A 26,025-nucleotide genomic window follows, 5' to 3' on the forward strand; every position below is an offset into this window, starting at 1 on the left:
ATAGAAATACTTTGTAGACAAACAATATATTTCAATGTATTTCCACTTATTTCAATCTATTTCTATTTTTGGTATTTGATTTTGGTAATATGCCGAGGTGGCGGAATTGGCAGACGCGCATGGTTCAGGTCCATGTTCCCTAACGGGATTGGGGGTTCAACTCCCCCCTTCGGCACCATTTCAGACCAAAGACCCAGAATTAAGGGGAAAGTTTGTAAACTTTATGGACTTGTAAAATAAACGCTTAAAATGGATAAACAGTTAATAGAGAATAATAATCTTTGGCACTATACGACTCTAGAAGGATTAATGGGGATATTGAAATCTCAGCGTCTTTAGTCTGTCTTATCTCTCTTCCTGGTCTTTAAGTAGTTTATATTCTATTGCATCAACTACTGCTTCCCAAGAGGCTTCTATTATATTGGTAGAAACTCCGACTGTAGCCCATGTTCTTTTATGGTCGCGGAATTGTATAAGAACTCTGGTTTTAGCTGCGGTTCCTTCTTCTGGATTAATTATTCTCACCTTATAATCTATTAATTCAAAGTCTACTAAAGATGAATAGGATCCAATCAGAGCTTTCTTTAACGCATTTGTCAGCGCATCAACAGGACCGTCGCCTAAAGAAGCGGTATGTTTTTCTTGTCCGTCTACTTTGGCTCTGATTGTTGCTTTTGAAGAAAGTTTGTTTTTTTTGAGGTAAACATGAACATCATATCCTTCCACATGGAAGAATTTTTTATATTTGGCAAAATTTCTTTTTATTAAAAGTTCAAAAGAAGCTTCCGCCGCTTCAAAATGGTATCCTGCGTATTCCAATTCTTTTATCTTATTTAATAAACTGATTATTTTAGGATCTTTTTCATCTAAATTGATTCCCATTTCTTTGGCTTTAAGAAAAATAGTGGATTTTCCCGAAAGTTCCGAAGCCAGTATTTTTCTTTTATTGCCTACGAGAACAGGATTTATATGTTCAAATGTAACCGTGTTTTTCTTTACCGCGTCTACATGCATACCGCCTTTATGCGCGAAAGCATTTTCTCCGACAAAAGGCTGGTTATTCATCGGGATTAAATTAGCAATTTCGTCAATATAAAGAGAAAGCTCGGTTAATTTTGCCAGGTTTTCATCAGTTAAGCATTTGATTCCCATTTTAAGCTGTAGATTTGGGATGATTGTAATAAGGTCTGCATTTCCGCATCTTTCACCCAATCCATTTATGGTTCCCTGAATATGAGTTATGCCGTTTTCTACGGCTATTATTGAATTTGCCACTGCCATTCCGTTGTCGTTGTGAGTATGAATTCCCACCTCACATTTTATTACTTCCTTGACTTTTTTTGTTATTGAAACGATTTGAGAGGGTAGAGCACCACCGTTTGTATCGCATAAAACGACGCAGTCTGCTCCGCCTTTTACTGCGGCTTTTAAAGTTTTTAAGGCATAAGAGGAACTATTTTTGAATCCGTCAAAGAAATGCTCTGCATCATAGATAACTTCTTTATTGTGTTTTTTGAAGAATCGGACAGATTCTTCTATCATCTTCAGGTTTTCTTCTTCCGTTGTTTTTAAAACGTCCGTTATATGTAGTTTCCAGCTTTTACCGAATATTGTTACTACCGGAGTTTGTGATTCCAAAGACCTTCTAAGCGAAACATCTTCTTCTGCTTTTGTATTTGCTCTTCTAGTAGAAGTGAAAGCTGCTATTTTGCTTTTGCCAAGATTTAGGTTTTGTACTTCTTTGAAAAAACTTATATCTTTGGGGTTAGAACCCGGCCAACCGCCTTCAATGTAATGGATGCCTATTTCGGAAAGTTTTTTTGCTATCTTTAATTTATCTTCCAAAGAGAAAGATATCCCTTTTGATTGGGCTCCGTCTCTTAAGGTAGTATCATATATTTTCACCCCGTTAGAAAATTTCTTTGGGCTTAGCATAATTTTATTCCTTTTTGAGGCAATAAACTCCGTCTCGTTTTGATTTTCTAACGGGGTTCACTTTATTCATAATAATATAGGTTCAATAAATTTTAATTTTAAATGTTAGACCCGATATTTTATCATTTTCCCAATTCAAATTCTTCATGCAGGACTTTTATAGCTTTGTCACATAGTTTTCTTCTTATCGCGCAGGAAATTCTTATCTCAGAGGTTGTAATCATCTCTATGTTTATATTTGCTCTTGCTAATGCTTCAAACATTTTTCCTGCAATGCCTGAATTAGTTTTCATCCCAACTCCCACGACCGCTATTTTGCCGATGTCTGAATCGCTTGAAACTTTTTCTGCTTTAAGATGTTCTCTTGCTCTCTCCATCACTTCTAACGTTTGAGCAAGCGATTCTTCGTTTACAGTAAAAGATATATCGCTTTTACCTTGATGATCGGAAGATTGAATAATCATATCGACGTTAATTTTTTCTTTGCCTATTTTCCCGAAAATATAAGCGGCTATTCCGGGTTTATTGGGAACATTATGAATGGTAACTCTTGCTTCGTTTTTAGCGATTACCACACCTCTTACAAAAACTTTTTCCATTGACTCGCATTCTTCCATTATTATCGTCCCCTCCTTTTTATTAAAACTTGAACGAACGTGAAGCTTGAGTTTGTATTTACTTGCCAGTTCTATTGACCTTGATTGCATTACTTGAGCGCCGCTTGATGCTATTTCGAGCATTTCTTCGTAAGAAATTATTTTTATTTTTTTCGCATTTTTAACAACTCTTGGGTCTGAAGTATATATACCCTCAACATCGGTAAATATTTCGCATATATCTGCTTTTAACGCTATTGCCAAAGCGGTTGCTGTAGCATCTGAGCCGCCTCTTCCCAGTGTAGTTATTTCGTCACAGTCGTCTTTTCCTTGAAAACCCGCTACAATGACTATATTACCTTTTTGTAATTCCTTCTTAATTCTTTCGGTTTTAACTTTCCTGATTGAAGCGCGTGTGTGCGCGCTGTCGGTCATAATTCCTATTTGCGGACCTGTAAGAGAAATTGCTTTTTCTTTTAAATTATCTATGGCCATTGCCATAAGAGAACTTGAAACTATTTCTCCTGTTGAAAGCAACATATCCATTTCTCTGTGTGGCGGATTGCGATGCATTTTCTTTGCCATAGAAATCAAATCATCAGTAGTATCTCCGCTTGCGGATACTACAACGACTATACTGTTGTTTTTTTGTTTGTCCTCTACTATTCTTTTGGCTATTTTTTTTATATGTTCAGGTGTTGCCAGAGAAGAACCACCGAATTTTTTCACTATCAATGCCATGTTTTCTCCAATAAATCAAATATTAACATTGAAATACAATAGAAATATATCAAAATAAATTGTCTTTCTGCTACATATTTCTACTATATTTCCACATATATCCATGTATATCTTTTAGATTTTTTATCTTAAAAAGTATCTCATTAATTTATAACCTTCTTCAAAATATAAAGAAGAAGCAGGGATGGTTATTTCATCATAAGAAACACAGCCATTTCTTTTGTCTCCCCATATTACGAAGGGAACTGCTTCATCTGTATGCGTTTTTAACATTACGGGAGTTGCGTGGTCGCATCCTACGAAAATCTTATATTCATCTTTACTTTTTAAAACATATTTTAGTATCTCTCCCACAATTTTTTTATCAAATAATTCGATGGCTTTAATCTTTAAATTTACATTTCCTAAATGTCCTGCTTCGTCGGGAGCTTCCAAATGGACTAAAACAAAATCTTTGGTTTTTATAGCTTTAATAGCTGCATTTACTTTTCCGCGATAATTTGTATCCAGAAATCCTGTAGCTCTTTTTACAAATATGCTTTCCATACCGATAGCTTTTCCTATGCCTTTTACAATATCTACTGCCGATATAACCGCGCCTTTTTTACCATATTCCTTATAAAAAGATGGTAGGGTAGGTTTCTCACCTTCTCCCCATAACCATATCATGTTTGCCGGATTTTCTTTTCTTTTTTGTCTTTTTATATTTACAGGATGGTCTTTCAATAATTCGTAAGACTTTTGCATTATTCTTCTTAATATTGCGGAACTTTTACCTTTGGGTAAAATATCGGTTAAAGGAGTCCCTGTTACATCATGAGGAGGTCGGGTTTCTAAATTATCTAATAATATACCTGAATTTTTTCGCGCTACCATAATATTACGGTAAGACAACCCGGCATAAAAAGAAAATTGGTTGTTTCCCAGCTTTTGCTGCAATACTTCTATTAAAATTTTTGCTTCTTTTGACGAGATATGACCGCCGGAATAATCAATTAATTTATTATCTAAAACGGTAACAAAATTACATCTAAAAGCAATTTCTTTTGTTTTTAGATTTATGCCAAGATTAAGAGCTTCAAGCGGACCTCTGCCTGTATAAAATTTTTTAGGGTTGTATCCCAAAAGAGACATTGTTGCTACGTCGCTACCCTTTGGTAGTTCGGGCTGCAGGGTCTTTACCATCCCGCATTCTCCTTCTTTGGCGAGTTTATCCATGTTAGGAGTTTTTGCCAATTGAAGCGGTGTTTTACGGCCCCTGTTTGCAATTTTCCTATCAGCCATACCATCGCCAATAAGCATTATGTATTTCATTTTTCTATACTTGTTAGTTGATACCTTCGTATTTTTCAAAAAGCGATATCATACGTTAGGAATGGATTTGATGTTGTCCCATATATTTTATAATCGATTTCCAAAACCCCTTTGCTCATTACTTTTTTTATAAGAGATTTAATGCGCTGGTTTTCTGTTTCACATGATAATTCAGATACCAAGAATTTTAATTTAGAATCTATATTCTGTTCGTATATCTCGCCGTCCCCGGTAATATTCAGTTTTCCTTTAATGTCTACTGCTAAAACATCTTTTAAATAAAGAGAAAGAAGCTGTTCTCTTACTTTCTCTGGTAAAAATTTCTCTTCTAAAGTATTTAACATCTCAAGAGGTATATCTTTTGCAAGAACCTGATAGGCAAGACGTTTTTTCCAATCATCGAAATCAAAATCTCCTTTCATTTCCACAAAAGAAGAGTTAGACGATGCCTTAATTGAAAATGTTGTTTTTTTGTTTGCCCCCATATTTTTTAATGAGCAGGACACATTGACGTTTGAAACATTTTCACCGTTAGAACGACCGATTTTTAAAATTAAATTTTTTATTTCTATTTCATCTATAGAGAAAGAGTTTTTTGCCATAGCCGGAAAGGAAAACGGAATAAAATTTTCGAGCGTTAGCTCTGCTTTGATTATATGTATTCCTTTGATGCTTCTATCAGATAGGAAATCCGAAATTTTAAAAGTAATATACCCTCTTTTAATCTTGAAAACATTATCTTTCTGTTTGAGAGTTAAATTTTTAAAATTGATATTTCCTGCCAAAAGATTTACATTGCACTTGAAATCTGAAATTTCTATGCCGTATTCCCCTGCCCAATTCTTTATTGTCTGCTTTATTTTAGAGGATAGTGAAATCTGGACAACTGCAAGCGTTATAATTGTCAGTAGAACTATTATTGTTGTTATGAAATAAAAACGTTTTTTCATTTAACACCTATTATGTCCAGCATTTTCCCTATGTCATCTTTTGACAAGACAGTTGGTTTGGGCGATTCTTGAACCGCTCTGTCAGGGTCTTTAAGTCCGCATCCTGTTAGTATACATACGATAAGAGAGTCTTTTAGTTGCAGAAGGTTTTTTTCTTTTGCTTTTATAAGACCTGCAACCGAAGCGCAAGAGGCCGGTTCCGCAAATATGCCTTCTTGGTCTGCAAGAAGATGATATGCGTTTAAAATTTCTTTATCAGACACTGCATTTATAAAGCCGTCGGAAGATGAGGCAGCATCTTCTGCTTCTTTCCATCTTGCAGGGTTTCCTATCCTGATTGCCGTTGCAATTGTTTCAGGTTTTTTTATTACCATTTTATTTACAATCGGAGCGGAGCCTTCTGCCTGCCATCCTATCATTTGGGGTAGAGAGTCTATCTTTCCTCTATCTTTATATTCTTTATATCCCATCCAATAAGCGGTTATATTGCCGGCGTTTCCCACAGGTATAAAATGAAAATCCGGTGCTTTCTTGAGTTGGTCGCATATTTCAAAAGCGCCTGTTTTCTGTCCCTGCAAACGATATGGATTTAGGGAATTTACTAATGTTACAGGATGCGATGAAGTGATTTTTACAACCAATTCCAATGCATCATCAAAATTTCCTTTGATAGCGATGACCTTTGCGCCGTGCATAAGTGCTTGAGAAAGTTTGCCAAGTGCAATCATTCCATCAGGTATTAAAACCGTACATTTTATTCCCGCCCTTGCGGCATAAGCCGCAGCTGAAGCTGAAGTGTTGCCTGTAGATGCGCACATTACAGAAGTAGACCCTTCTTCTATTGCTTTTGAGATAGCCAGTGTCATACCTCTATCTTTAAAAGAACCTGTAGGGTTTGCACCCTCATATTTTAAATATACTTTAGCTCCGATTATTTTTGATAATGTTTTAGCAAATATAAGTGGAGTATTGCCCTCGTTGAGTGTTATTATGGGTGTATCTTTTCCGACCGGAAGAAACTCTTTATATTTATTAATTATTCCCTGCCACATTTTCTTCTCTTTTCGTATTCAAAGGTTCGCAAAATTCTTTATTTAATAACCAATTATACCAGACGATAAATTTACCCGATAGATAACCGATTATTCCACCTGCTATTATATCCATTGGGAAATGTGCTCCTACATATATTCTTGAGTATCCGACTATAAATGCCCACAGATAAAATAATTTCCAATTTTTTTTGTATTCTTTGGCAAGGATTACTGCAGTTGAGAAACAAAGTTGTGTATGTCCCGAAGGAAAAGAGCCCATCTTCAGTGGTTCTCCTAAAAAGTGCGCATCTGGAAAAATGGCTAGTGGTCTTGAAGCATCTATACCCAGTTTCAAAAGATGGACAACAATTCCCCCGCCTATCCCGGCTAATAGAACAGATAAAAATACCCGCAACATTTTTTTTCTGTCAAAAATAGCTAAAGCAATAAGAATAAAAGTTGTCAAAACCAATCCGTTTCCCGTATGTGTTAGAAGAAGCATTAATTTATCAGTCAAAGGAAAATTATATTGGTTGAGAAAAAGAAAAAGATTATGATTTAAGTTTATTAGAATATCCATATTTCCTCACTCCGTTCGGTCAGAAATCAGATGTCAGAATACAGAAAAACACATAATGAAAAAAATATAATAGATATACGTAGAAATATGATAGAAATACATTGTAGCGAAGCAATATATTTTAATTGCATTTCAATATTTTATTTCTATCTTTTTTTTTCTGTCCTCTGCGCCCAAAGCTGTTAATAAAATAAATTCAACTCTTTGGGCGTCCCCCCTGTTAGTTTTCAAAAGGAAAACTAGGGGGGATATACTTCTTCTGTCGTCTGTTCTCTGTCTTCTGTGTATCATTTTTCCACTCTTATTCTAACAGTATTTCCTTTGACGGCAGGTAATTTGTCTATTTTTTTGATTGCCGTGCTTATGTTTTTTTCTGTTGCCTCGTGAGTCATCATTACTATTGGAACCGCTTCAGCTTTATTTCTTTCTTTTTGGAATACAGAAGCAATGCTTATCTTATACTCTGCGAGAATATTAGCTATCTTGGCAAGAACGCCTGGTTTATCAATCGCCATCATTCGCAAATAATAAGAACTTTTTAGTTGTTGCAGGGGAATAACCTTATATGATTTTTCATAGGATGCAATGGGAGGAATCCTCATGCAAGTTTTAGATTTAAAATTTCTTGCTATATCAATAACATCGCTCAAAATGGCGGATGCAGTAGGCATTTGTCCTGCTCCTTTTCCGTAAAAGAGCATTTCTCCGGTTGCATTACCTTCAATATATACTGCGTTATATTCGTCTTTTACAGTAGCTAGTGGATGTTTTGTATCTATTAAAGCTGGGTGCACTCTGAATTGAAAGTTGCCATTATTTTCTTTCGCTATTGCTAGTAATTTTATGACATAACCAAACTCTTTGGCGAATTTTAAATCCATAGGAGTAAGCAAGGAAATACCTTCTGTATATATGTTGCTTAAAGTCAAAGGTATGTTGAAAATTAGGCTTCCCAAGATGGCGAGTTTGTGAGCCGCATCTGTTCCCTCAATATCTAATGATGGGTTCTTTTCTGCGACACCTTTTTTTTGTGCGTCTATAAGCGCTTGTTTAAAAGTGAATCCCTCTTCCATTCTGCTTAAAATATAATTGGCAGTTCCGTTAATTATTCCAGCCATGTAGTTTATGCGATTAGCAAGCATTCCTTCCCTTATTATTTTTATTATCGGTATCCCTCCGCAAACGCTTGCTCCAAAATATATATCCTGCTTGTTGTCTAAAGCGGTTTTTAGAATTTCCCTGCCTTCTTCGGCAAGAAGCGCTTTGTTTGCAGTGACTACAGCTTTGCCTTTTTTAAGAGATTGGATAATATATTCTTTGGCGGGATGTATTCCCCCCATAAGTTCCAAAACTATTTGTATTTTAGGGTCGTTGATAACTTCTTCTGCATTTTTGGTGAATGTCTTTCTGTCTATTTTTGTGCCTCTATTTTTTTTGACATCTATATCTGCGATTTTTTTTATATGAATTTCCATCCCTATTCTTTTCTTAATCAGGGTAAAATTCTTTTTTAAAAGTTTGACTGTGCCGTTTCCGATATTCCCGAATCCTATGATTCCTACATATATTTTCTTCATTTTAGTTTTTTCTTTCTAAACACCAATCAGCTATATGATTTAGTATTTTAGCATTTCCCCCGAAAATCTTTAGGGCATTTTTAGATTTTTTTATTGCCTTTTTTGCTTCTTTCTCTGCATCTTTAAGCCCAAGCAGGGTTACATAGTTTTCCTCTTTGCTTTTTGCTTCTTTTGCCTCTATTACATCATCCATAATTTGAAAGCCAAGTCCGAGATTTCTCCCGTAACAGGATAAAGCCATAAGTTCTCTTTTATTTGACTTGGCGACTATGCCTCCTATTTTAACGGAAGCTTCTATTAAAGAGGCGGTTTTACCTATATATATATTTTTTAGTTGCGCTATGTTTAATTTTTCACTTTTAGCTATATCTTTTGCTTGTCCTCCGACAACCCCTTTTATCCCTAAAAAATAAGAAATTTCTTTAATAACATTTACTTTTGTCTTGTCGGGAAGTTTTGAATTTATGATAACCTCATAACCTAAATTAAACAAAGCATCTCCCGCTAGCAGAGCTATTGGTTCCCCTACAATTTTATGCAATGTGAGTTTGCCTCGTCTGTAATCGTCGTTGTCCATACAGGGCAAGTCGTCATGGACAAGCGTAAAAGCGTGAAACAATTCGATAGAGGAAGCAATGGTCAATATATTGTTATTTTCAGGCAGAAACATTTCATGTGTTGCCATGCATAAAATCGGCCTGAATCTTTTTCCGCCGGATAATACGCTGTAGTATACGGCTTTTGAGAGGGCATCTTTATTTTTGGCAGGTAACAATTTTTTAAGCGCAACGTTTACCTTTTTCCGCTTTTTTTCTATATAATTTTTCAAATCCGAAGAAATTAGAGGTATCATAAAAAACTTGTCTCTTATTTTACATGTTATCTGCAAAAGATTTCAGTAATTTCCCGTATTTACCTTTTGCCTCAATGGTTATTTTTCTTGCGTTTTCTGCAGGTAAAAAATCAAGGTTTATATGCAGCCATTCTCTTGCGGGAATCTTGTGCATTTTTTCAATCCATTCTATTATACATACGCCTTCGCCGAAAAGATACTCTTCATAACCTAAGTCGGCTATTTCTTTTGTATTTAAACGATATAAATCCATGTGGTAAACCGGAAATTTCCCTTCGTATTGGTGCGCTAAGACAAAAGAAGGGCTTCTAACATACTGTTTACTGTCTACTCCTAAACCGCGAGCAATGCCTTGTATCATAGTGGTTTTACCGGCACCCAAATTGCCTGTTAAACCCAAAATATCACCTTTATTTAAAACCTTGCCTATCTTTTCGCCGATATTTCTGGTTTGTGACGAGGAATGTGATATTAAGCTAATTTGCATATATTTTTATTTTCTTAATGTAAAAATTAAATATCAAATATCACCCCTAGAAATTCAGAGAATTTCAGGCCACTAGGAATGCAGAGCATTCCAGGGATTTAGTCCCTTTCTAGGGAGACCAAGTCCTCGCAATTTTAAAAATTGCAGAGGGAAATTACATATTAAAGTTAAAGTTTAAAATTTTTTATAATTCTTGAAATCTTGAAATTTTTGAGTTTTGATTTATCGTTTTACTTTTTGCACTTTGATTTTTGCATTAATCTGTTAGGATTTTCCAAAATGGTTATATCCTTTCGGAATTATTTCCTGATTGTTTGAAAAAATTTTCGGTTTACCCTCTTGCCTATCAGGATTTGGCGGGCAGGTTATAATTTCCCCGACTATGGTCAAAATAGTCCCATTTACTCTGGAAGGCAATCTTTTTGCTTCTTTTTTAGATAAAGTGAACAAAAGTTCATAATCTTCTCCTCCGTATAAAGCAAAATCTAAGACCTTATCTTTGGCGAAATCTTTTAGAGCGGAAGAAACAGGTATTTTTGATATATCTATAGATGCCGATACTTTACTTTCCTCAAGAATATGAAATAAGTCTTGAGTAAAGCCGTCTGATATATCTATCATTGAATTTAGTTTTACTTTGGATATAATTTTTCTTATCTCGTTGATCCGGGGAATAGGTCTTAAATGTCTTTTGTAAAGTACTGGATTTTTTCCGGATTTTTTTAGAATTTCCATTCCTGCTTTAGAATCACCCAAAGTGCCGGTAACGATGATTAAATCCCCGATTTGGGCGCCAGAACGTTTTACAAACTTGTCCTTCTTTACTTCTCCAATTATTGCTATATCAACAACTGTTGAAGAAACGCCTCGTGCAATATTTCCCCCTACTAATGATAAAGGATATTCTTTTATGAATTCTTTAAAGCCCTTATATAGTTCATCTACCCATTTTTCGTTGATTTTTTTATTTAATACAAGTGATATAGTTGCATATTTAGGTGTTCCTCCCATCGCCGCAATATCACTTATATTTATAGCCAATGCTTTCCAGCCCAAGTCTTGCGGTTTGGCATAATCTAATGAAAAATGAACGTTTTCAACTAAACAATCGCAGGTAAACAAGAGATATTTATTCCCGGACACTTTTAAAACGGCTGTATCGTCGCCGGGACCTACTATTACCTTATCTTGTTTCCTGCCCGCTATCTTATGGGCGGGTTCCCTTATTGCCTGTCTAATTCTATTGATTAAAGCAAATTCATTTTTTATCATCTGAACTTCTATTGATTTAAGCATGAATTATACACTATAGTAGGTGTTGTTAAAATTCTTTGTGTAATGATAAAATTACATATATAAATGGAGGGAATTTATGGAACTTAAAGTTGTGAAAATTGAAGGGATACCCGAAGGTGCAAATATAATTCTGGGGCAGGCGCATTTTATAAAATCGGTTGAGGATATTTATGAGGCGATTGTGAATATAAACCCGTCTATAAAATTTGGGGTTGCGTTTTGCGAAGCATCAGGCGAGTGTCTTATTAGAGTTGAAGGTAATGATGAACAGTTGAAAGAGATAGCTTCCAAAAATGCTTTAAAAATTGGCGCAGGTCATTGTTTTATAATAGTTATGAAGGAAGGATTTCCGATAAATATATTAAATTCATTAAAAAATATTTCCGAAGTATGTTCGATATATTGCGCAACTGCCAATTCTGTGGAAGTAATCTTAGCCCAGACCCAGCAGGGTAGGGGAGTTATGGGGGTAATAGACGGTTCTTCTCCTAATGGTATTGAGGGTGAAGCAGGAATTAAATCCAGAAAGGAATTGTTAAGAAAAATCGGATACAAAAGGTGAAGTCATGATTAGAAAACCTGTTGTTGCAGGTCAGTTTTATCCTGCAAATCCCGAAGAGTTAAAAAAGCAGATTGAAGGATTTATTCAAAAAGAAGCAAAGAAACAAGATGTTTTAGGTGTAATTTCTCCTCATGCAGGATATATGTTTTCTGGTTCTGTTGCAGGTGCCGTATATTCCAGAATCCAAATTCCGGACAAGGTAATTATCTTGTGTCCAAATCATACGGGTAGAGGCGCGCCTTTTTCAATAGTTACCGAAGGAAGTTGGACAACACCGTTAGGTGAAATAAAAATTGCTTCAACACTCGGGGAAAAAATACTTGCCAATTCCAAAGAACTTGAAGAAGATGCTTCTGCTCATACATTTGAACATTCAATAGAAGTTCAACTTCCGTTTTTGCAATATTTTAATCCTAAAATTTCTTTTATTCCCATATGTCTTTCTTCCGGCGACTATTCTTCTTATGAAGACATTGCCTTGGCAATAAGTAATGCTATAAAAGATGCAGGAGAGAAAATATTAATAATAGCTTCTTCGGATATGACGCATTATGAATCTCATGATGTAGTTAATGAGAAAGACAGGCAAGCAATTGATGCGATTTTGGAGTTGGACGAGAAACTTTTATTAAAAAGGATAGAAGAATTTAATATATCAATGTGTGGCTATATTCCCACAACTGTTATGTTGATTGCATGTAAAAAATTAGGCGCTAAAACTGCCGAACTTGTAAAATATCAAACTTCAGGAGATGTTACCAGGGATTATGCCGAAGTAGTTGGATATGCTGGGATGACGGTAAAGTAACCGGGGTAGCGACTCATTCCCACCTCCGAGGTGGGAATGGGATACGCGGGGATGATTGTAAAGTAACCGATTACAAATTATTTCTCTATCATTTCTTTTAATTCCAGTTCAGTAAGCATATTCAATAGATGCGTGAACTCTTTATCGTCATCCAGTTTCAGGAAAGAAACTCCAGTAAGATATATCGGAGCTAAAACCTTTTTTTTCTGCCAGACAACTTCTGCCAAAGCAGTAAAAGGTTCGCTTTTTATCGGGGTAAAAATCTTTATCATCAATTTGGTGCGGTTCTCAAAGGGCTCTTTTGTTGCAAAACATATTCCGCCGATTGATATGTCACGCGCTATTGATAGTTCTTGGCCTTTTTCTATAAATAAAATACTTCCTTGATTGGTATCTGCTTTTGAGATTTCTTCACCTTTTTTATAGCGAATAAAAAACGGGAAATCAAACCTTGGATATTTTCTTCTATCAGGACCTTGAAACGATTTTGACATCTTGGAACTTTTATCAGCAGTATGGTATTTTTTCATATTTTTCATTCCTTTCGACTATATACTACTATATTTTTAAAAATTAATAAATCCAATTATTTGAACATAAAGCGCGCAAAAAGTATAATTTACCCCGTTAGAGATAAAGAGAATATGTTTGGTTATTTTTTAGGGGTAGTGAAAAAATATTATTTGCTATACGACTTTGATTTGGCGGGCGGGGCTCTAATGGGGTGAGAGAGGCATAAATGATTAATACATTGATAGCGTTAGATAAAAAAATCTTTATTTTTATCCAGGAATCTATGCACACGGGGTTCTTTGATTTTTGGATGCCTATAATTACAGATTTCGATTATTGGAAAATTCCAATAGTGTTATTTCTATTGGCTTTGGCTATTTGGGGAGGTAAAAAAGGGAGAATAGTTGCAGGACTTGTTCTAATAGTTTTTATCCTTGCCAACCAGATAAATTCGGAGGTGATAAAGCCTATATTTTCTCGGGCAAGGCCTTATATGTTTTTTTCACATATATCACCGCTTGTGGAATCTTCCCCCAGATATTCTTTCCCTTCAACTCATGCAAGTAATATATTCGCAACTATGTTGCTAATTTCGTTTTATTATAGAAAATTCTTGTTATTGAACTTATTCATAGCTTTCATGGTAAGTTTTTCTCGGGTATATGTCGGTGTCCATTATCCTTCGGATATTGTTGCCGGGGCTATTCTAGGAACAGCTTGTGCTATTGTTGTTGTTGGAATAGAAAGACTTATCAATAAAAAAATTCCCACTATTCAGTTATTACCTATTGAAAAGACAGATAAAATTAAGACTGATAAAGAGTAAAACTTTTAATCTTCTTTAAGTAAATTTTACAAAACTAATCCGAAATTTATTTATGAGCTTTCACATAGAAACACCTTGGTATGTTGACGGATTGCATTTTCAGTGTCAACAATGCGGAAATTGTTGTTGCGGGCCGGAAGAGGGTTATGTTTGGTTAATGCAGGAAGAAGTTGACCTTATAGCTGATATGCTTAAAATTTCCAGGGAACAAATGTTGCAAACATATTGTCGGCAAATAGAAGCTAAGATAAGTCTTATTGAACGGCATGATAATAAAGACTGTGTGTTTCTGCGCAATCAAAACGGTTGCAAAAACTGCCTAATTTACAATGTTCGTCCCAGTCAATGTCGCAAATGGCCATTTTGGTTTAGCAGTCTTAATTCAAAGAACGCTTGGGAAAAAGCGGCGGAAAAGTGTCCTGGGATGAATAAAGGCCGTTTGTATAGTTTTGAAGAAATTAGCAAGATACTCGGGTTAGATTCTCTTCTATGAAATAACATTGAATGGATGTATAATATCTCGTGGGAGAAAAAAAATGCATGAAATCTGGATAAAAACGAGTTTTTCGGCTGCTCATCGTTTGCGGGGTTATGACGGGAAATGTGAAAATATGCATGGGCATAACTGGATGGTAGAAGTATTTATTACTTGCAAAAAGCTAAACAAAATGGGGTTAGGGATAGACTTTCTTGAAGTAAAGAGAAAGCTCGCCGAGGTTGTGGGGAAACTTGACCATAAGGATTTAAGTAACTTCTTTTTGGTTCCTTTTTTCAAGGATAAAAACCCTTCCGCAGAAAATATTGCATATTTTATATATCACGAATTGAAAAGTAAAATAAATAGTTCCGGAATAAAACTTTCCAAAGTTATGGTTAAAGAAAGCGAACATAGCGGAGTAAGTTATTTTGAAAGATAAATCTTTCAAAATAATAGAAATACAGTGGATATGCATAGAAATACGGTAGATATATGTAGTAAAAAAACAATGTATTTCAATTTATTTCTATTTATTTCAATCTATTTCCGTATAATTTTTGTTTATATTCATGCAATCCAACATAAACATTTCAGAAATCTTCTATTCAATACTTGGTGAATCCACATATCAAGGATTACCTTGCGCGTTTATAAGAGTCGCGGGGTGTAATTTAAGGTGTTCTTACTGCGATACTGTTTATGCCCAAAAAGGTGGGAAAGAAAATACCGTTGAAAAAATCTTGTCTGTTATATCAAAATATCCCACTAAACATGTGGAAATAACAGGTGGTGAACCGCTTTTGCAGGAAAGAATTTACAAATTAATCCGCGAACTAATCAAGAAAAAATATCAGGTTCTTGTAGAGACAAACGGAAGTGTAGATATTGGCAAATTGCCAGCAAAAGCAATAGTCATAATGGATATAAAATGTCCTTCAAGTAAAATGCACAACAAAATGAACTGGGAAAATATGAAAAAATTAAAAGTTCAAGATGAAATAAAATTCGTACTTTCAGATTTAAAAGATTATATCTGGGCTAAAAAGGTAATTAAAAAGTATAATCTTTCAGATAAAAATATTTTACTTTCGCCCGTCTTTAACAAGCTTTCCCCAAAAGTATTAAGCAAATGGATTCTCAAAGACGGGCTAAACGCGCGAATTCATCTGCAATTGCATAAGATAATAGGGGTGGGGTGAATTAAATGGGAAACAAGACGAAAATACAATTATGTTTAATACAGGTCAACAATCCTCTTTCGGAAAAGTGAAAGAAGCCATTGAGAAGAAAATAGCTTTGGCGGAAAAGAGTGAGACTAAACCATCTAACCTTGATGAGTTGGAAAAATTAGCAGGATTGAGGGAAAAAGGGATTATTACCGAGGGAGAATTTAATGCTAAGAAAAGACAGATTCTTGGCATCTAAAAAGAAAATTGACTTGACTGTGCCTAACAGCGGATAAAAGGCTTTGCCCAAATTGCCTTCAGCAACTTCTTTTATCCGCAAATCATTAAGTGAAATTGAGAAATAAATAAAGATGAATGATATGAAATTCGCAACTGCAATCAACTGCGTAGATGGAAGAACTCAGATACCTGTAATTGAATGGATGAAAAAGGAATATGGAGTAGATTATGTGGATATGATTACAGAGCCTGGAGTAAACAAGCTATTAGCAGAGAATATAGACACCATTACAATAGAGTCAATTAGAAGGAAAATTACAGTTTCAATAAATAAACACAATTCAAAAATTATTGCGATAATAGGGCATTATGATTGTGTTGGCAATCCTGTGGGAAAAAATACGCAATTAAAACAAATATTATCTGCCATAGAAACAGTTCAACCGTGGGATTTGGGTGTTCAGGTAATAGGTATATGGCTTGATGAGAATTGGCAGGTGTATAAGGTTAAATGATTGGTGATTTTCTTGTAGTAAAAAATGGAAAATGTTAAGATAAAACTGATGAATAAAGACAGAATAAAAGGGCTGAAACTGCTTGGTGAGAAGAAGATTAAATTTCCCCTTTCTCCCGAAGAGGCACAGCTTGAAGTATTTGATAATGCTTATCCCAAAAGGGATTATTGGATAGAGTTTGTTTGTCCGGAGTTCACATCTATATGCCCTGTAACAAGCCAGCCGGATTTTGGTAAAATAACCATCCAGTATGTTCCCGATAAAAAGTGTATAGAATCAAAATCTTTAAAGTTTTTTATGTTTTCGTTTCGTAACTGTGGCAGTTTTGCGGAAGATATTGTTAATAGAATATTGGAAAAAGTAGTTAAGGCAGCTAAACCGAGAAAAGCAAAGGTTGTAGGAGAATTTGTCGCAAGAGGCGGAATAGCTATAAAAATTGAAGCGGAATACCCTTGAAAAAGGAGCAAAGAAAGAATTTCCAATACCCAATTTCTAATTTCTATTGAATATCTAACTTATAAATTTCAAAATGATAGAATATGAGAAAATATTTGGGGACATTGGACATTTCATTAGGAATTGGATATTAGTAATTAGGAATTTATTTTATGATAAAAAGACCTGATTGGGACGAATATTTTTTGAATATTGCAAAAGCGGTTTCAAGGAGAGGCACTTGTATTAGGAGAAGATTCGGCGCAGTAATTGTAAAGGATAATGTTGCGCTGAGCAACGGGTATGTTGGATCTCCCAGGAATACCCCAAACTGTATAGATATAGGTTATTGTTTGAGAGATAAGTTAAACATTCCTTCCGGACTTCTCTATGAACTCTGCAGAAGCATCCACGCGGAAGAAAACTCTATTATAAATGCCGCTCGAAACGGAATATCTGTAGTTGGGGCAAAACTTTATTTGTTTGGAGAAGATATTGTAACCAGCAAGATATATCCTGTGCCTCCATGCTGGAGATGCAAAAAGGCTATAATTAACGCTGGAATAGTTGAAGTCTATGTTAAAGAAGAAAAAGGTATTAAGTTGTATAAAGTTAGCAAGTGGATAAAAGAAATGAAGAAAGACCCCGATTTTTACCTCAAAGACCAGTATCAGCGAATAAAGAAATTGTCTTAGAATTTTATTGATTACAGAGATTATAAACCACGAGATTACACAGATTAAAGGCGCATAAGCAAAGCGAATATCAAATTAAAATAACCCCTGAAATTTTTCTCCACAAAAACTTCAAGAAGCTATTGACAACACTACCTATTGGGCTATAATGTCCTTGTGAATACAACATATACTGTTCGTGAGAACATTAAAGTTTCCCCTTGCCTTATGGAACAGACGTGCAAATTGCCGATTAATAACGGTAGAAATACGGTGGATATACAATGGATATATATGGAAATACATAGTCGATGGACAATTTATTTCAACATATTTCTATTTATTTCTATTGTATTTCAAATGTGTGTTTTAATTTAATTATGAAGTGTCCTTATTGTAGTGATGTGGCAAATAAAGTGATTGATTCCCGTCTTGCTGGTAATTCTTTGTCTATAAGACGCAGGAGGAAATGTCTTAAATGCAGTAGGCGTTTTACAACCTATGAGAGAATCGAAAGTGTCCCTTTTATGGTTATTAAAAAAGACGGAAGAAGAGAACCATTCAAAAGAGAAAAATTATTGAGCGGACTAATTAGGTCGTGCGAAAAAAGGCCGGTTAGCATTGCGGATATCGAAAATTTGGTTGACGAAATAGAAAAGGAGGTGAAGGAAAAGTTTTACGATGAAGTCTCGTCGGGAAAAATAGGAGAAATGGTGATGCGCAGTTTGAGGAAAATGGATGATATCGCTTATGTAAGATTTGCGTCCGTTTATAGACAGTTCACCGACGTAGATGATTTTTTAAAAGAGGTTAAACAATTTTCTCACACCAAAAGAGGGGGGAAATAAGTATGGAGAAATTGATGGATAAACAACAAACTAAGCAGTCCACAATAGAAAAAGTGAGAAAAAGAGATGGGAGGATTGTTTCTTTCGACAAATCCAAGATTGCAGATGCAATATTTAGGGCTGCTGAATCTGTTGGTGGTGAAGACAGGTTTTTAGCCGACCAGTTGGCAGAAGTAGTAGAGTTCTATATTGGTAAAAAAGGCGTAGATGTTCCTGAGATAGAAGAGATTCAAGATGCAGTCGAAAAAGCCCTTATTGAGACAGGACATGCTAAAACAGCAAAAACATTCATACTTTATAGAGATTGGCGAAAAAGAGTAAGGAATACTATGAAAGTTAGTAAGCGGACAAAATCTGCTAATATTTCGTCCACGGATTTTGCTTTGATGGTATCAACCAGTCAAATGGCTGATATTCTTCCATGGGATAAGAAAAAAATCAGTGATGCACTAATAAAGGAATGCGATATTTCCCCTTCCATTGCAAGCTCAATTGCTTCAAGTGTTGAAGAGAAAATTATGCGCAGCGAACTTAAAAATATTTCGACTATTCTAATAAGAGAAATGGTTGACAATGAACTTTTAGTAAGAGGATACAGCAAGCATCTCAAACGGGAAAAACTGTTGGGGATGTCAATGTTCAATCTTGAAAACATAGTTTTTTCTAAATCCAATGAAAATTCTAATATTGCCGCTAATAATCCCGAAGCGGTAAATTTGGAAATTGCAGAAAATACTTTAAAGCAATATTCCTTGGAAAAACTTTTTTCTACTGAAGTTTCCCAAGCTCATTTAAAAGGCATTATCCATATTCATGATTTAGGTTATCCTATTAGAGTTTACTGCTCTTCTCATTCCATTGAATACATAAAAAAATACGGTCTTGAATTAAATAATCTTGACACTTCTTCTTTCCCTGCTTCTCATGCACGCACATTGACCGGACATTTGAACACTTTTCTTGCTTCCATGCAGGCTTATTATGCAGGCGCTTTGGGGGTTGGATACATAAATATTCTTTATGCTCCTTATCTTGTAGGCATGAGCGATAAACAGCTCAAACAAGAGGCGCAGTATTTAATATTTTCATGCTCACAGAATGCTTTTTCAAGAGGTGGACAGACATTATTTTTAGATTTTAATCTTCATACCGGTGTCCCGAGTTATCTTGCAGATGTTCCTGCTATTGGTCCGGGAGGCAAATATACAGGGAAAACATACAAAGACTACGAAAAAGAAACACAAAGATTTTGCAAAGCGTTGATGGATGTGTGGAGAGAAGGGGATTGCTATGGACACGTGTTTGCTTTTCCTAAGATGGATTTACATATAAATAAAGACACTTTCAGTGACCCGGCGCAAAATGAACTTTTTGAATATGCTTGTCAGGTTGCGTCCGAAAACGGCTCGCCTTATTTTGTTTTTGACAGAGACGAAGTAACTCTTTCCCAATGTTGTCGTTTAAGAACCGTAGTGGAAGACCAATATGTGATAAAACATCCCGAGAGTATGAGATTTTGCGGGTTCCAGAATGTCACGATTAATCTTCCGCAGGCTTCTTATCGCGCCGGAAAAGGCAATTTTGAAGGGCTGTTGGAAGAAATAGAAAAGGCAATAAAGCTGGCAATGAAAGCTCATATTCAGAAGAAGAAATTTATTTCAGAATTGATGTCTGAGTCATCTATGCCTTTATGGCAGATAGGCAAGACTGTGAAAGATAATAGGCCTTATGTAGATTTGGAAAAATCAACTTATATTATCGGACTAATTGGGCTTAACGAATGCGTTCAGCACTTGACGGGAAAAGAACTTCACGAAGATGACGAAGTGTATAAAGTAGGTCTTAAAATTATCGCGTGGATGAATTTAAAAGCCAAAGAGATGGGAAAGGAACATAACCTAAAGGTTGCTTTGGAAGAATCTCCGGCGGAATCGGCGGCAAGGCGACTTGCAAGAATTGATTTGCGAGAATTTCCTGTTTCAAAAGAAGTAATAAAGGGGGATATAGAGAAAGAGGAATACTATTATACAAATGCTATTCATTTCAGAGCTGACGCTCCGATTTCACTTGTGGAAAGAATAGAAAAACAAAGTCGTTTTCATCCCTTGATTGAGTCTGGGGCTATACTTCATGCTTTCGTAGGCGAACAAAAACCGTCAAAAGAAAGTGTTATGAATCTTATAGACAAAACGTTCCATAATACTCAAGCTGCCCAGATTGCTATTTCTCCCGAATTTACCATGTGTAATAATTGTCATCGTTCGACAAGGGGATTGAAAGATTCCTGCAGTTATTGCGAAAGTTCGGATGTATATGGAGTCACTCGTATCGTCGGCTATTTTTCTCGCGTAAATAATTGGAATAAATCTAAGATAGGAGAACTAAAAGATAGGAAAAAAGGCAATTACAGGATAGGATAAGAATTCCGTCTGCTTGCTCCGATGTTACGTCGGAGAGGGCAGGTCTCCGGGTACAGTTTTACAACGGGAATCGGAGGGTTGGAACAAAACTAATAAACCCCGAAGGAAATTCCGTCTTTTTGCTTGCGGGCAGGATTGTCGGGAGTCGTTGCAATTTGCTATGGGACGAGGCATTATTCCAACGGGGTAAACATACAAAGGAGAAACAAATGGATATCAAATTATTTTTACGAAACGATGGTTGTCCAAAATGTGAAGAATTAAAAAGTGAACTCGGAGAACATCTTCAAAAAATTCCTGTATTTTTTGTGGATACTTTGGATGGACTGACAGAAGCCGCATATAACAATGTTTTGACTACTCCCACATTGATTCACGAAGGAAATCATGTGATGGAATTGGAAGAAATAAAGAAAATAGTCGGCGAAGAAACAGACGACTAATTGTTTTTAATTTAATAAGATTTTGAAGTTTTCTGCCCCGTAATAATGTTTGTTATTATTACGGGGCTTACTTTTTTGTATTTTCAAGAAATTTGGAAGCAGACTGGAAATAAATCTCTTTGTCTGCGTCTTGAGGCAGGCGTCCTTCTATTATCTCGTTCATTACGAAGTCCTTAATTTTTCCTATCATTGGCCCTGCAGAAAGATTGAACTGTTTCATAATGTCGTCTCCGGAAATGGGACATTTTAATTCTTTTATGGATTTTAAATCTTTAATTCTTTCTCCCAACTCATCAAGTATCTTGATTTTTTCTCTTACCTTTTCTTTTCTGTACGAAGTTATATCGCAACGAGATAACATAAGAACTTTATCAAGTCGATGTCCCATATCTTTTATAAATCTTCGCACGGCGGAATCTGTCCATTTCCGTGTATAAAGGTTGGCACGCATATGTTTTGCTATTAAAAACGATATATCTTCTTTAAGTTCCTTTGGAAACTTCAGACGTGAGAGGATAGAGTAAGCCATCTTTGAGCCTAGTTCCTCGTGTCTGTAAAAATGAATCTCGTTTTTTTCTACTGCTTTTACATACGGTTTTGCAATATCGTGTAATAATGTTGCCCATCTCAAAGTTTCGTCTTTGGGCGTATTTTCAACTACTTTTAAAGTATGTAGCCATACATCTTTATGGTGATGGTCGCTTTCTTGATGTAGGTTTTTTAACGGATACAATTCCGGTATGAAAAAATTCAAAATCTTTGCGTTCATCATATCTGTTAATGCTTTTATGACAAACTCTCCGAGTAAGAGTTTATTCATTTCTGCTCGAATTCTCTCTTCGGAAATATACATTATTCTAAACGCATTTTTTTCGATTGATTTATAGGTCGCGTTTTCTATTTTGAACCCTAGTTGGGATTGAAAACGAAACGCTCTTAAAATTCTTAAAGGGTCATCCTGAAAAGATTCATCCGGATGAGAAGGCGTACGTATTATTTTTTCCGAAAGATCTTTGGCTCCGTTATATATATCTATGATTTTTCCCTCGGGAGAGATTGCAAGCGTATTAATGGTAAAATCCCTTCGTTTAAGATCTTCCTCAAAATTTGTGCCGAATTCTACTGCAGGTTTTCTATTTCGGGGACGATATGTTTCTTTTTTTCTGTAAGTTGTTATATGTAGCTCTTTGCCATCGATGATAGCTCCAACAGTGCCAAAAGCTATCCCCACGGGAAAGTTTTTAATCTTATTCTTATTCAGTATTTCTCTTGTCTTTTGTGGTGGGAAAGAAGTGGCAAAATCAAAATCTGTTAATTCTTTATTCAGAAGCATATCTCTAACAGAACCGCCTACGAGAAAAATTTCCCCTTTTTCTTTTTTGAATATCTCGTATATTTTTTTGAATATACCCATTTCCATAATGGGCAATTATAGCACAGCTTATAGATTGTGGTATAATGACTACACCTTTTGGACAGAAGACTATAGACCAAAGACCATAGACTAAAAAAAGGTCTTTAGTCTTCGGTCTTCAGTCTTTGGTCTTATATTAATATGAGAATCTTTAAATCCAGATTACAAAAAAAACTTATACTTTCTTTTCTTGCCGTTGGTATAGCTCCAATGGTTATATCGATTTTTATGACTACTCAAATTATGTCCAGGCGCGTGGAAGAAGACATTAAAAACACCATATATGACGCTTATAATTTAGCGGAAGAGGAAATCACCCAATTACAAGAAATGGCTTTTGAAAGCAATGAACATTACTTGAATCAACCCGAATTCTTTAAAAATACAAAAAAAGCTTTCTTGGAAATTAAAACATGGGAGGAACAACCCTATTTGCCTATCGCAGAAAATGTTTTCCTTTATAAAGGTCCTCATGCAAAAGAAGGGAAATTGTTTATAGAGGTAGGAGTGGGGCAATTAAAGACTTTAATGGCTGGAGTAGTATCGCCCATAAAGGATGAAAACGAAAATGTTATCGGCGGATTGGGAACAGTATATCCCCTAGGTCAGAGATTCGAGCAGAATATAACTCGTCTTACAGGAGTTGCAGTGCGAATTTTTGCAATGGTTTCATCGGAAGAAGAAGAGAAAGAGATTAGAGATGTAAAATTCTCCCCAAAAGCCGAAGAAGAAATTTTCCAGAAACACGAAACATATTATGACCAGGGAGCAACATTAAAAGGTAAACCGTATGCTGCTTTATGTAAACCCTTTATGGGAGAAGACAAAATTTTGGGGCTTATGCTTATAGGTATTCCAAAAACTTATGCTTTCCAAACGGTTCTTAAGGAATATCTTCCTTTTTTCTTGGGTATATGGATATTAGTAGCCGGAGCCTTGGGATATATCATAACTCGTGGAATAACAAACCCGATAAGCAAATTCATCAAGGGAGCAAATGCTATTGCATCCGGCGACTTGAACCAACACATTATTCTTAATTCCAAAGATGAAATCGGTAGTTTGGCGTTGGCATTTAACAATATGGCAGCAGAACTTAAAAAAATGCAGAAGATGCAGGAAGAACTTAGAAAACTTGATAGGTTGTCTGCTTTGGGGCAACTGACGGCTGAAGTTGCGCATGAGGTTAAAAATCCGCTGGGCATAATAAAAAACTCCGCGCAAATTTTGGAAAGCAGCCCTTTAGATGAAATAAAAAGAAAGGAAATCGTAAACTTTATCATAGAAGAAGCCGAACGTATAAATAAAGTTGTTGATAATTTCCTGCAATTTGCAAAATCGCCAAAAACAAGAAAACAAAAGACTAACATAATTGAAGTATTAAATAGAACTGTTCAGCTTGTTAGCGACACCTTGGTAAAAAATGATATCGAAGTTATTAAAGAGTATAAAGACTCTGTTCCGTTGATTCGTACTGACCAATCTCAATTGCAGCAGCTTTTCTTAAATTTAACATTAAATGCAATAGAAGCAATGCCTGAAGGAGGCAGGTTGAAAATTTTAACTCAACTTGAATTCGAAAAAACACTTGGACATACAAAAGAGCAGTGGATAAAAATTGTTTTTTCAGATACAGGTCGCGGGGTATCTGCCAAACTGAAAAAGAAAATTTTTGAACCTTTTTATACAACGCGCAAACATGGGACAGGATTGGGTCTATCGATTTCTCGGAAAATTGTGGAAAATCATGGAGGAAAAATTACTTTGGAATCTGAAGTTGGAAAAGGTTCCAGCTTTAAAATATTACTCCCTGTATAAAATTTATAAGCTATGAAAAAGAAAATTTTAATTGTAGAAAACGAGGCAAGACAAGCTAAATTGTGGATGACAAAACTTGAGGGTGAAGGTTATAAGGTGTCTTGGGCTGAAAACGGGAAAGTAGCGTGCGATAAGATATTAAAAGAAAATTATCAGCTTATTCTTACAGATATAAGAATGCCGCAAATGGATGGATTAGAGCTTCTTGACTGGATAAGGGGGAAAGATACCGAAATTCCCGTGATTATAATTACAGCATTTGCGGATGTGGATTCTGCGGTAAGAGCTATGAAAAGAGGCGCTTATGATTATGTTAAAAAACCCATGGATTTGGAGGAATTGACGCAGATTATCGGTAAAGTTTTTAGAATGAAAATATTGGAAGAAGAAAATGTATATCTTAAAAAAGAATTATCGCGCAAATCAGGAATGTTGGTTGTAGGGGAAAGCTATGAATTTAAAAAAGTTATGGACCTTATTGCAAGGGTGGCAAAGACAAAATCCACGGTCTTGATTACAGGAGAAACCGGAACGGGCAAGGAACTTGTAGCTAATGCTATTCATTATAATTCGCCCAGAAAAAATGCGCCTTTAATAGTGGTAAATTGCGCGGCATTACCTGAAAACTTATTGGAATCGGAATTTTTTGGACATGTTAAGGGCGCTTTTACGGGTGCTTATGAAGATAAAAAAGGGAAATTTGCAGTGGCCAATTCTGGAACGCTTTTTTTGGACGAGATTGGGGCTATACCGATTAATCTTCAATCCAAGCTTTTAAGAGCAATCGAGAACCAGCAATTTGAACCGGTGGGTAGCACAAAGACTGTTTTTTGTGATGTTAGGATTATAGCGGCTACTAATGTCGATTTAAAAAAAGCCATAGAAAAAAATGAATTTAGAGAAGACCTCTATTATCGACTTAACGTTTTCCCAATTTATCTGCCTGCGTTAAGACAAAGAGTGAAGGATATCCCCTATCTTGTTGAACATTTTATTAAGATGTATAACATTGAATTGAAAAAAGAAATCAAAGATATTCAAGAACAGGTGCTAGATATTTTGACAGCTTATTCTTGGCCTGGCAATGTGCGAGAGCTTGAAAATATTATAGAAAGAGCAATGGTTCTTTGTGAAAAAGATATTTTGACAACTGACCTTTTCAAGATGTTGGAAAATAAAAATCTTGAGTCAAGAAGCTCTCTTTTAGACGTAAAATCTTCGGAAGAATTTTTTGTATATCAAAACGAACAAAGCTATTCCGAATCGAAAAGAAAATTTCTTTCGGCATTTGATGAAAAATTTATATTAAAAATTCTAAAAAAAGCAAAAGGCAATATTACAAAAGCCTCCCATATTTCCGGCATAGACAGAAAAAATCTATATCGGAAAATAAAAAGTCTAAAAATAAATCCGAAAACATTTAAGGAAGTAGCAAATAGAGAAGAAAACTAATCTTTTCTTCTGCTTTTTTGTAGCGTGGTGTGGGGTTAAAACACTACTAT

At 35.4% G+C, this 26,025-nt stretch carries 27 protein-coding genes and 1 tRNA gene; 16 read left to right on the forward strand and 12 right to left on the reverse strand.

What is annotated here, in order from left to right:
* Window positions 1–91: 91 nt before the first annotated feature.
* Window positions 92–178 (forward strand) — tRNA-Leu (locus tag KAS42_03545).
* Window positions 179–345: 167 nt separating this feature from the next.
* On the opposite strand, the gene cimA is transcribed toward KAS42_03545, so the two are convergent.
* The 10 genes from cimA to thiL all read right to left on the reverse strand — a co-directional run bounded on the left by cimA (window position 346) and on the right by thiL (window position 11,339).
* A complete protein-coding gene (cimA, locus tag KAS42_03550) occupies window positions 346–1,935 on the reverse strand; it encodes a citramalate synthase (protein MCK4905299.1) in 1,590 nt (529 codons plus the stop codon).
* Between the two features lie 122 nt (window positions 1,936–2,057).
* Window positions 2,058–3,272, reverse strand: a complete 1,215-nt coding sequence (locus KAS42_03555; protein MCK4905300.1) for an aspartate kinase — start codon at window positions 3,270–3,272, stop codon at window positions 2,058–2,060.
* 123 nt (window positions 3,273–3,395) lie between these two features.
* Complete coding sequence (locus KAS42_03560; GenBank protein ID MCK4905301.1) at window positions 3,396–4,586, reverse strand: cofactor-independent phosphoglycerate mutase; 1,191 nt, start codon at window positions 4,584–4,586, stop codon at window positions 3,396–3,398.
* A gap of 35 nt (window positions 4,587–4,621) precedes the next feature.
* Window positions 4,622–5,536 carry a hypothetical protein gene (locus KAS42_03565; GenBank protein MCK4905302.1) on the reverse strand — a complete coding sequence of 305 codons (915 nt, stop codon included), beginning with the start codon at window positions 5,534–5,536 and terminating at the stop codon, window positions 4,622–4,624.
* The gene (locus KAS42_03570) at window positions 5,533–6,588 is read right to left on the reverse strand and encodes a threonine synthase (protein MCK4905303.1); all 1,056 of its coding nucleotides are present in this window, start codon (window positions 6,586–6,588) and stop codon (window positions 5,533–5,535) included. The genes KAS42_03565 and KAS42_03570 overlap by 4 nt, the downstream gene beginning before the upstream one ends.
* Window positions 6,569–7,150, reverse strand: a complete 582-nt coding sequence (locus KAS42_03575; GenBank protein ID MCK4905304.1) for a phosphatase PAP2 family protein — start codon at window positions 7,148–7,150, stop codon at window positions 6,569–6,571. Before KAS42_03575 ends, KAS42_03570 begins: the two co-directional genes overlap by 20 nt.
* 287 nt (window positions 7,151–7,437) lie before the next feature.
* The gene (locus KAS42_03580) at window positions 7,438–8,727 is read right to left on the reverse strand and encodes a homoserine dehydrogenase (GenBank protein ID MCK4905305.1); all 1,290 of its coding nucleotides are present in this window, start codon (window positions 8,725–8,727) and stop codon (window positions 7,438–7,440) included.
* Between the two features lies 1 nt (window position 8,728).
* A complete protein-coding gene (locus tag KAS42_03585) occupies window positions 8,729–9,580 on the reverse strand; it encodes a polyprenyl synthetase family protein (protein MCK4905306.1) in 852 nt (283 codons plus the stop codon).
* A gap of 19 nt (window positions 9,581–9,599) precedes the next feature.
* Window positions 9,600–10,067: a tRNA (adenosine(37)-N6)-threonylcarbamoyltransferase complex ATPase subunit type 1 TsaE gene (tsaE, locus tag KAS42_03590; GenBank protein ID MCK4905307.1), complete on the reverse strand. Its 468-nt coding sequence runs from the start codon at window positions 10,065–10,067 to the stop codon at window positions 9,600–9,602.
* Between the two features lie 264 nt (window positions 10,068–10,331).
* A complete protein-coding gene (thiL, locus tag KAS42_03595; GenBank protein MCK4905308.1) occupies window positions 10,332–11,339 on the reverse strand; it encodes a thiamine-phosphate kinase in 1,008 nt (335 codons plus the stop codon).
* Between the two features lie 100 nt (window positions 11,340–11,439).
* Between thiL and KAS42_03600 the strand changes: the two genes are divergently transcribed.
* Together KAS42_03600 and amrB are read left to right on the forward strand one after the other, a co-directional pair.
* A complete protein-coding gene (locus tag KAS42_03600) occupies window positions 11,440–11,925 on the forward strand; it encodes an adenosine-specific kinase (GenBank protein MCK4905309.1) in 486 nt (161 codons plus the stop codon).
* A 4-nt stretch (window positions 11,926–11,929) separates the two neighbouring features.
* On the forward strand, window positions 11,930–12,733 hold the full coding sequence (amrB, locus tag KAS42_03605) for an AmmeMemoRadiSam system protein B (GenBank protein ID MCK4905310.1): 804 nt from the start codon (window positions 11,930–11,932) through the stop codon (window positions 12,731–12,733).
* A gap of 77 nt (window positions 12,734–12,810) precedes the next feature.
* On the opposite strand, the gene KAS42_03610 is transcribed toward amrB, so the two are convergent.
* Window positions 12,811–13,263 carry a PilZ domain-containing protein gene (locus KAS42_03610; protein MCK4905311.1) on the reverse strand — a complete coding sequence of 151 codons (453 nt, stop codon included), beginning with the start codon at window positions 13,261–13,263 and terminating at the stop codon, window positions 12,811–12,813.
* Window positions 13,264–13,472: 209 nt separating this feature from the next.
* Here KAS42_03610 and KAS42_03615 point away from each other — a divergent pair, with 209 nt between their 5' ends.
* From KAS42_03615 to KAS42_03665, 11 genes are all read left to right on the forward strand, one after another.
* Complete coding sequence (locus KAS42_03615; GenBank protein MCK4905312.1) at window positions 13,473–14,072, forward strand: phosphatase PAP2 family protein; 600 nt, start codon at window positions 13,473–13,475, stop codon at window positions 14,070–14,072.
* Between the two features lie 52 nt (window positions 14,073–14,124).
* Window positions 14,125–14,565: a YkgJ family cysteine cluster protein gene (locus KAS42_03620; protein ID MCK4905313.1), complete on the forward strand. Its 441-nt coding sequence runs from the start codon at window positions 14,125–14,127 to the stop codon at window positions 14,563–14,565.
* 43 nt (window positions 14,566–14,608) lie between these two features.
* Complete coding sequence (locus KAS42_03625) at window positions 14,609–14,989, forward strand: 6-carboxytetrahydropterin synthase (protein MCK4905314.1); 381 nt, start codon at window positions 14,609–14,611, stop codon at window positions 14,987–14,989.
* A 142-nt stretch (window positions 14,990–15,131) separates the two neighbouring features.
* Window positions 15,132–15,749 (forward strand): radical SAM protein, encoded by a 618-nt coding sequence (locus KAS42_03630; GenBank protein MCK4905315.1) that lies wholly within the window; start codon window positions 15,132–15,134, stop codon window positions 15,747–15,749.
* 31 nt (window positions 15,750–15,780) lie between these two features.
* Complete coding sequence (locus tag KAS42_03635) at window positions 15,781–15,975, forward strand: SHOCT domain-containing protein (protein ID MCK4905316.1); 195 nt, start codon at window positions 15,781–15,783, stop codon at window positions 15,973–15,975.
* A 121-nt stretch (window positions 15,976–16,096) separates the two neighbouring features.
* Window positions 16,097–16,471, forward strand: coding sequence for a hypothetical protein (locus KAS42_03640; GenBank protein ID MCK4905317.1), 375 nt, complete (start codon window positions 16,097–16,099; stop codon window positions 16,469–16,471).
* Window positions 16,472–16,519: 48 nt separating this feature from the next.
* On the forward strand, window positions 16,520–16,927 hold the full coding sequence (queF, locus tag KAS42_03645) for an NADPH-dependent 7-cyano-7-deazaguanine reductase QueF (protein ID MCK4905318.1): 408 nt from the start codon (window positions 16,520–16,522) through the stop codon (window positions 16,925–16,927).
* A gap of 152 nt (window positions 16,928–17,079) precedes the next feature.
* Window positions 17,080–17,601: a cytidine/deoxycytidylate deaminase family protein gene (locus KAS42_03650; GenBank protein ID MCK4905319.1), complete on the forward strand. Its 522-nt coding sequence runs from the start codon at window positions 17,080–17,082 to the stop codon at window positions 17,599–17,601.
* Window positions 17,602–17,960: 359 nt separating this feature from the next.
* Window positions 17,961–18,428, forward strand: coding sequence for a transcriptional repressor NrdR (gene nrdR / locus KAS42_03655; GenBank protein ID MCK4905320.1), 468 nt, complete (start codon window positions 17,961–17,963; stop codon window positions 18,426–18,428).
* A 14-nt stretch (window positions 18,429–18,442) separates the two neighbouring features.
* Entirely contained in the window at window positions 18,443–20,848 is a 2,406-nt protein-coding gene (gene nrdD / locus KAS42_03660; protein MCK4905321.1) for an anaerobic ribonucleoside-triphosphate reductase, read from the forward strand.
* 209 nt (window positions 20,849–21,057) lie between these two features.
* Entirely contained in the window at window positions 21,058–21,291 is a 234-nt protein-coding gene (locus KAS42_03665; GenBank protein ID MCK4905322.1) for a hypothetical protein, read from the forward strand.
* Between the two features lie 67 nt (window positions 21,292–21,358).
* Here the strand turns inward: KAS42_03665 and KAS42_03670 are convergent, their stop codons facing one another.
* Window positions 21,359–22,711 carry an HD domain-containing protein gene (locus tag KAS42_03670; GenBank protein ID MCK4905323.1) on the reverse strand — a complete coding sequence of 451 codons (1,353 nt, stop codon included), beginning with the start codon at window positions 22,709–22,711 and terminating at the stop codon, window positions 21,359–21,361.
* Between the two features lie 135 nt (window positions 22,712–22,846).
* On the opposite strand from KAS42_03670, the gene KAS42_03675 reads away from it, so the two are divergent.
* Together KAS42_03675 and KAS42_03680 are read left to right on the forward strand one after the other, a co-directional pair.
* A complete protein-coding gene (locus tag KAS42_03675; protein MCK4905324.1) occupies window positions 22,847–24,523 on the forward strand; it encodes a HAMP domain-containing protein in 1,677 nt (558 codons plus the stop codon).
* Window positions 24,524–24,535: 12 nt separating this feature from the next.
* Complete coding sequence (locus KAS42_03680; protein ID MCK4905325.1) at window positions 24,536–25,975, forward strand: sigma-54-dependent Fis family transcriptional regulator; 1,440 nt, start codon at window positions 24,536–24,538, stop codon at window positions 25,973–25,975.
* Window positions 25,976–26,025: the final 50 nt, after the last annotated feature.

Source organism: bacterium (genome assembly GCA_023135785.1).
Lineage (GTDB): Bacteria > CAIJMQ01 > CAIJMQ01 > CAIJMQ01 > CAIJMQ01 > CAZNJA01.

What these genes read in the sequence shown, in the direction of transcription:
- cimA (MCK4905299.1), bottom strand. Translation starts at nt 1,935, where the DNA reads ATGCTAAGCCCAAAGAAATTTTCTAACGGGGTGAAAATATATGATACT.
- KAS42_03555 (MCK4905300.1), bottom strand. Translation starts at nt 3,272, where the DNA reads ATGGCATTGATAGTGAAAAAATTCGGTGGTTCTTCTCTGGCAACACCT.
- KAS42_03560 (MCK4905301.1), bottom strand. Translation starts at nt 4,586, where the DNA reads ATGAAATACATAATGCTTATTGGCGATGGTATGGCTGATAGGAAAATT.
- KAS42_03565 (MCK4905302.1), bottom strand. Translation starts at nt 5,536, where the DNA reads ATGAAAAAACGTTTTTATTTCATAACAACAATAATAGTTCTACTGACA.
- KAS42_03570 (MCK4905303.1), bottom strand. Translation starts at nt 6,588, where the DNA reads ATGTGGCAGGGAATAATTAATAAATATAAAGAGTTTCTTCCGGTCGGA.
- KAS42_03575 (MCK4905304.1), bottom strand. Translation starts at nt 7,150, where the DNA reads ATGGATATTCTAATAAACTTAAATCATAATCTTTTTCTTTTTCTCAAC.
- KAS42_03580 (MCK4905305.1), bottom strand. Translation starts at nt 8,727, where the DNA reads ATGAAGAAAATATATGTAGGAATCATAGGATTCGGGAATATCGGAAAC.
- KAS42_03585 (MCK4905306.1), bottom strand. Translation starts at nt 9,580, where the DNA reads ATGATACCTCTAATTTCTTCGGATTTGAAAAATTATATAGAAAAAAAG.
- tsaE (MCK4905307.1), bottom strand. Translation starts at nt 10,067, where the DNA reads ATGCAAATTAGCTTAATATCACATTCCTCGTCACAAACCAGAAATATC.
- thiL (MCK4905308.1), bottom strand. Translation starts at nt 11,339, where the DNA reads ATGATAAAAAATGAATTTGCTTTAATCAATAGAATTAGACAGGCAATA.
- KAS42_03600 (MCK4905309.1), top strand. Translation starts at nt 11,440, where the DNA reads ATGGAACTTAAAGTTGTGAAAATTGAAGGGATACCCGAAGGTGCAAAT.
- amrB (MCK4905310.1), top strand. Translation starts at nt 11,930, where the DNA reads ATGATTAGAAAACCTGTTGTTGCAGGTCAGTTTTATCCTGCAAATCCC.
- KAS42_03610 (MCK4905311.1), bottom strand. Translation starts at nt 13,263, where the DNA reads ATGAAAAAATACCATACTGCTGATAAAAGTTCCAAGATGTCAAAATCG.
- KAS42_03615 (MCK4905312.1), top strand. Translation starts at nt 13,473, where the DNA reads ATGATTAATACATTGATAGCGTTAGATAAAAAAATCTTTATTTTTATC.
- KAS42_03620 (MCK4905313.1), top strand. Translation starts at nt 14,125, where the DNA reads ATGAGCTTTCACATAGAAACACCTTGGTATGTTGACGGATTGCATTTT.
- KAS42_03625 (MCK4905314.1), top strand. Translation starts at nt 14,609, where the DNA reads ATGCATGAAATCTGGATAAAAACGAGTTTTTCGGCTGCTCATCGTTTG.
- KAS42_03635 (MCK4905316.1), top strand. Translation starts at nt 15,781, where the DNA reads ATGTTTAATACAGGTCAACAATCCTCTTTCGGAAAAGTGAAAGAAGCC.
- KAS42_03640 (MCK4905317.1), top strand. Translation starts at nt 16,097, where the DNA reads ATGAAATTCGCAACTGCAATCAACTGCGTAGATGGAAGAACTCAGATA.
- queF (MCK4905318.1), top strand. Translation starts at nt 16,520, where the DNA reads ATGAATAAAGACAGAATAAAAGGGCTGAAACTGCTTGGTGAGAAGAAG.
- KAS42_03650 (MCK4905319.1), top strand. Translation starts at nt 17,080, where the DNA reads ATGATAAAAAGACCTGATTGGGACGAATATTTTTTGAATATTGCAAAA.
- nrdR (MCK4905320.1), top strand. Translation starts at nt 17,961, where the DNA reads ATGAAGTGTCCTTATTGTAGTGATGTGGCAAATAAAGTGATTGATTCC.
- nrdD (MCK4905321.1), top strand. Translation starts at nt 18,443, where the DNA reads ATGGATAAACAACAAACTAAGCAGTCCACAATAGAAAAAGTGAGAAAA.
- KAS42_03665 (MCK4905322.1), top strand. Translation starts at nt 21,058, where the DNA reads ATGGATATCAAATTATTTTTACGAAACGATGGTTGTCCAAAATGTGAA.
- KAS42_03670 (MCK4905323.1), bottom strand. Translation starts at nt 22,711, where the DNA reads ATGGAAATGGGTATATTCAAAAAAATATACGAGATATTCAAAAAAGAA.
- KAS42_03675 (MCK4905324.1), top strand. Translation starts at nt 22,847, where the DNA reads ATGAGAATCTTTAAATCCAGATTACAAAAAAAACTTATACTTTCTTTT.
- KAS42_03680 (MCK4905325.1), top strand. Translation starts at nt 24,536, where the DNA reads ATGAAAAAGAAAATTTTAATTGTAGAAAACGAGGCAAGACAAGCTAAA.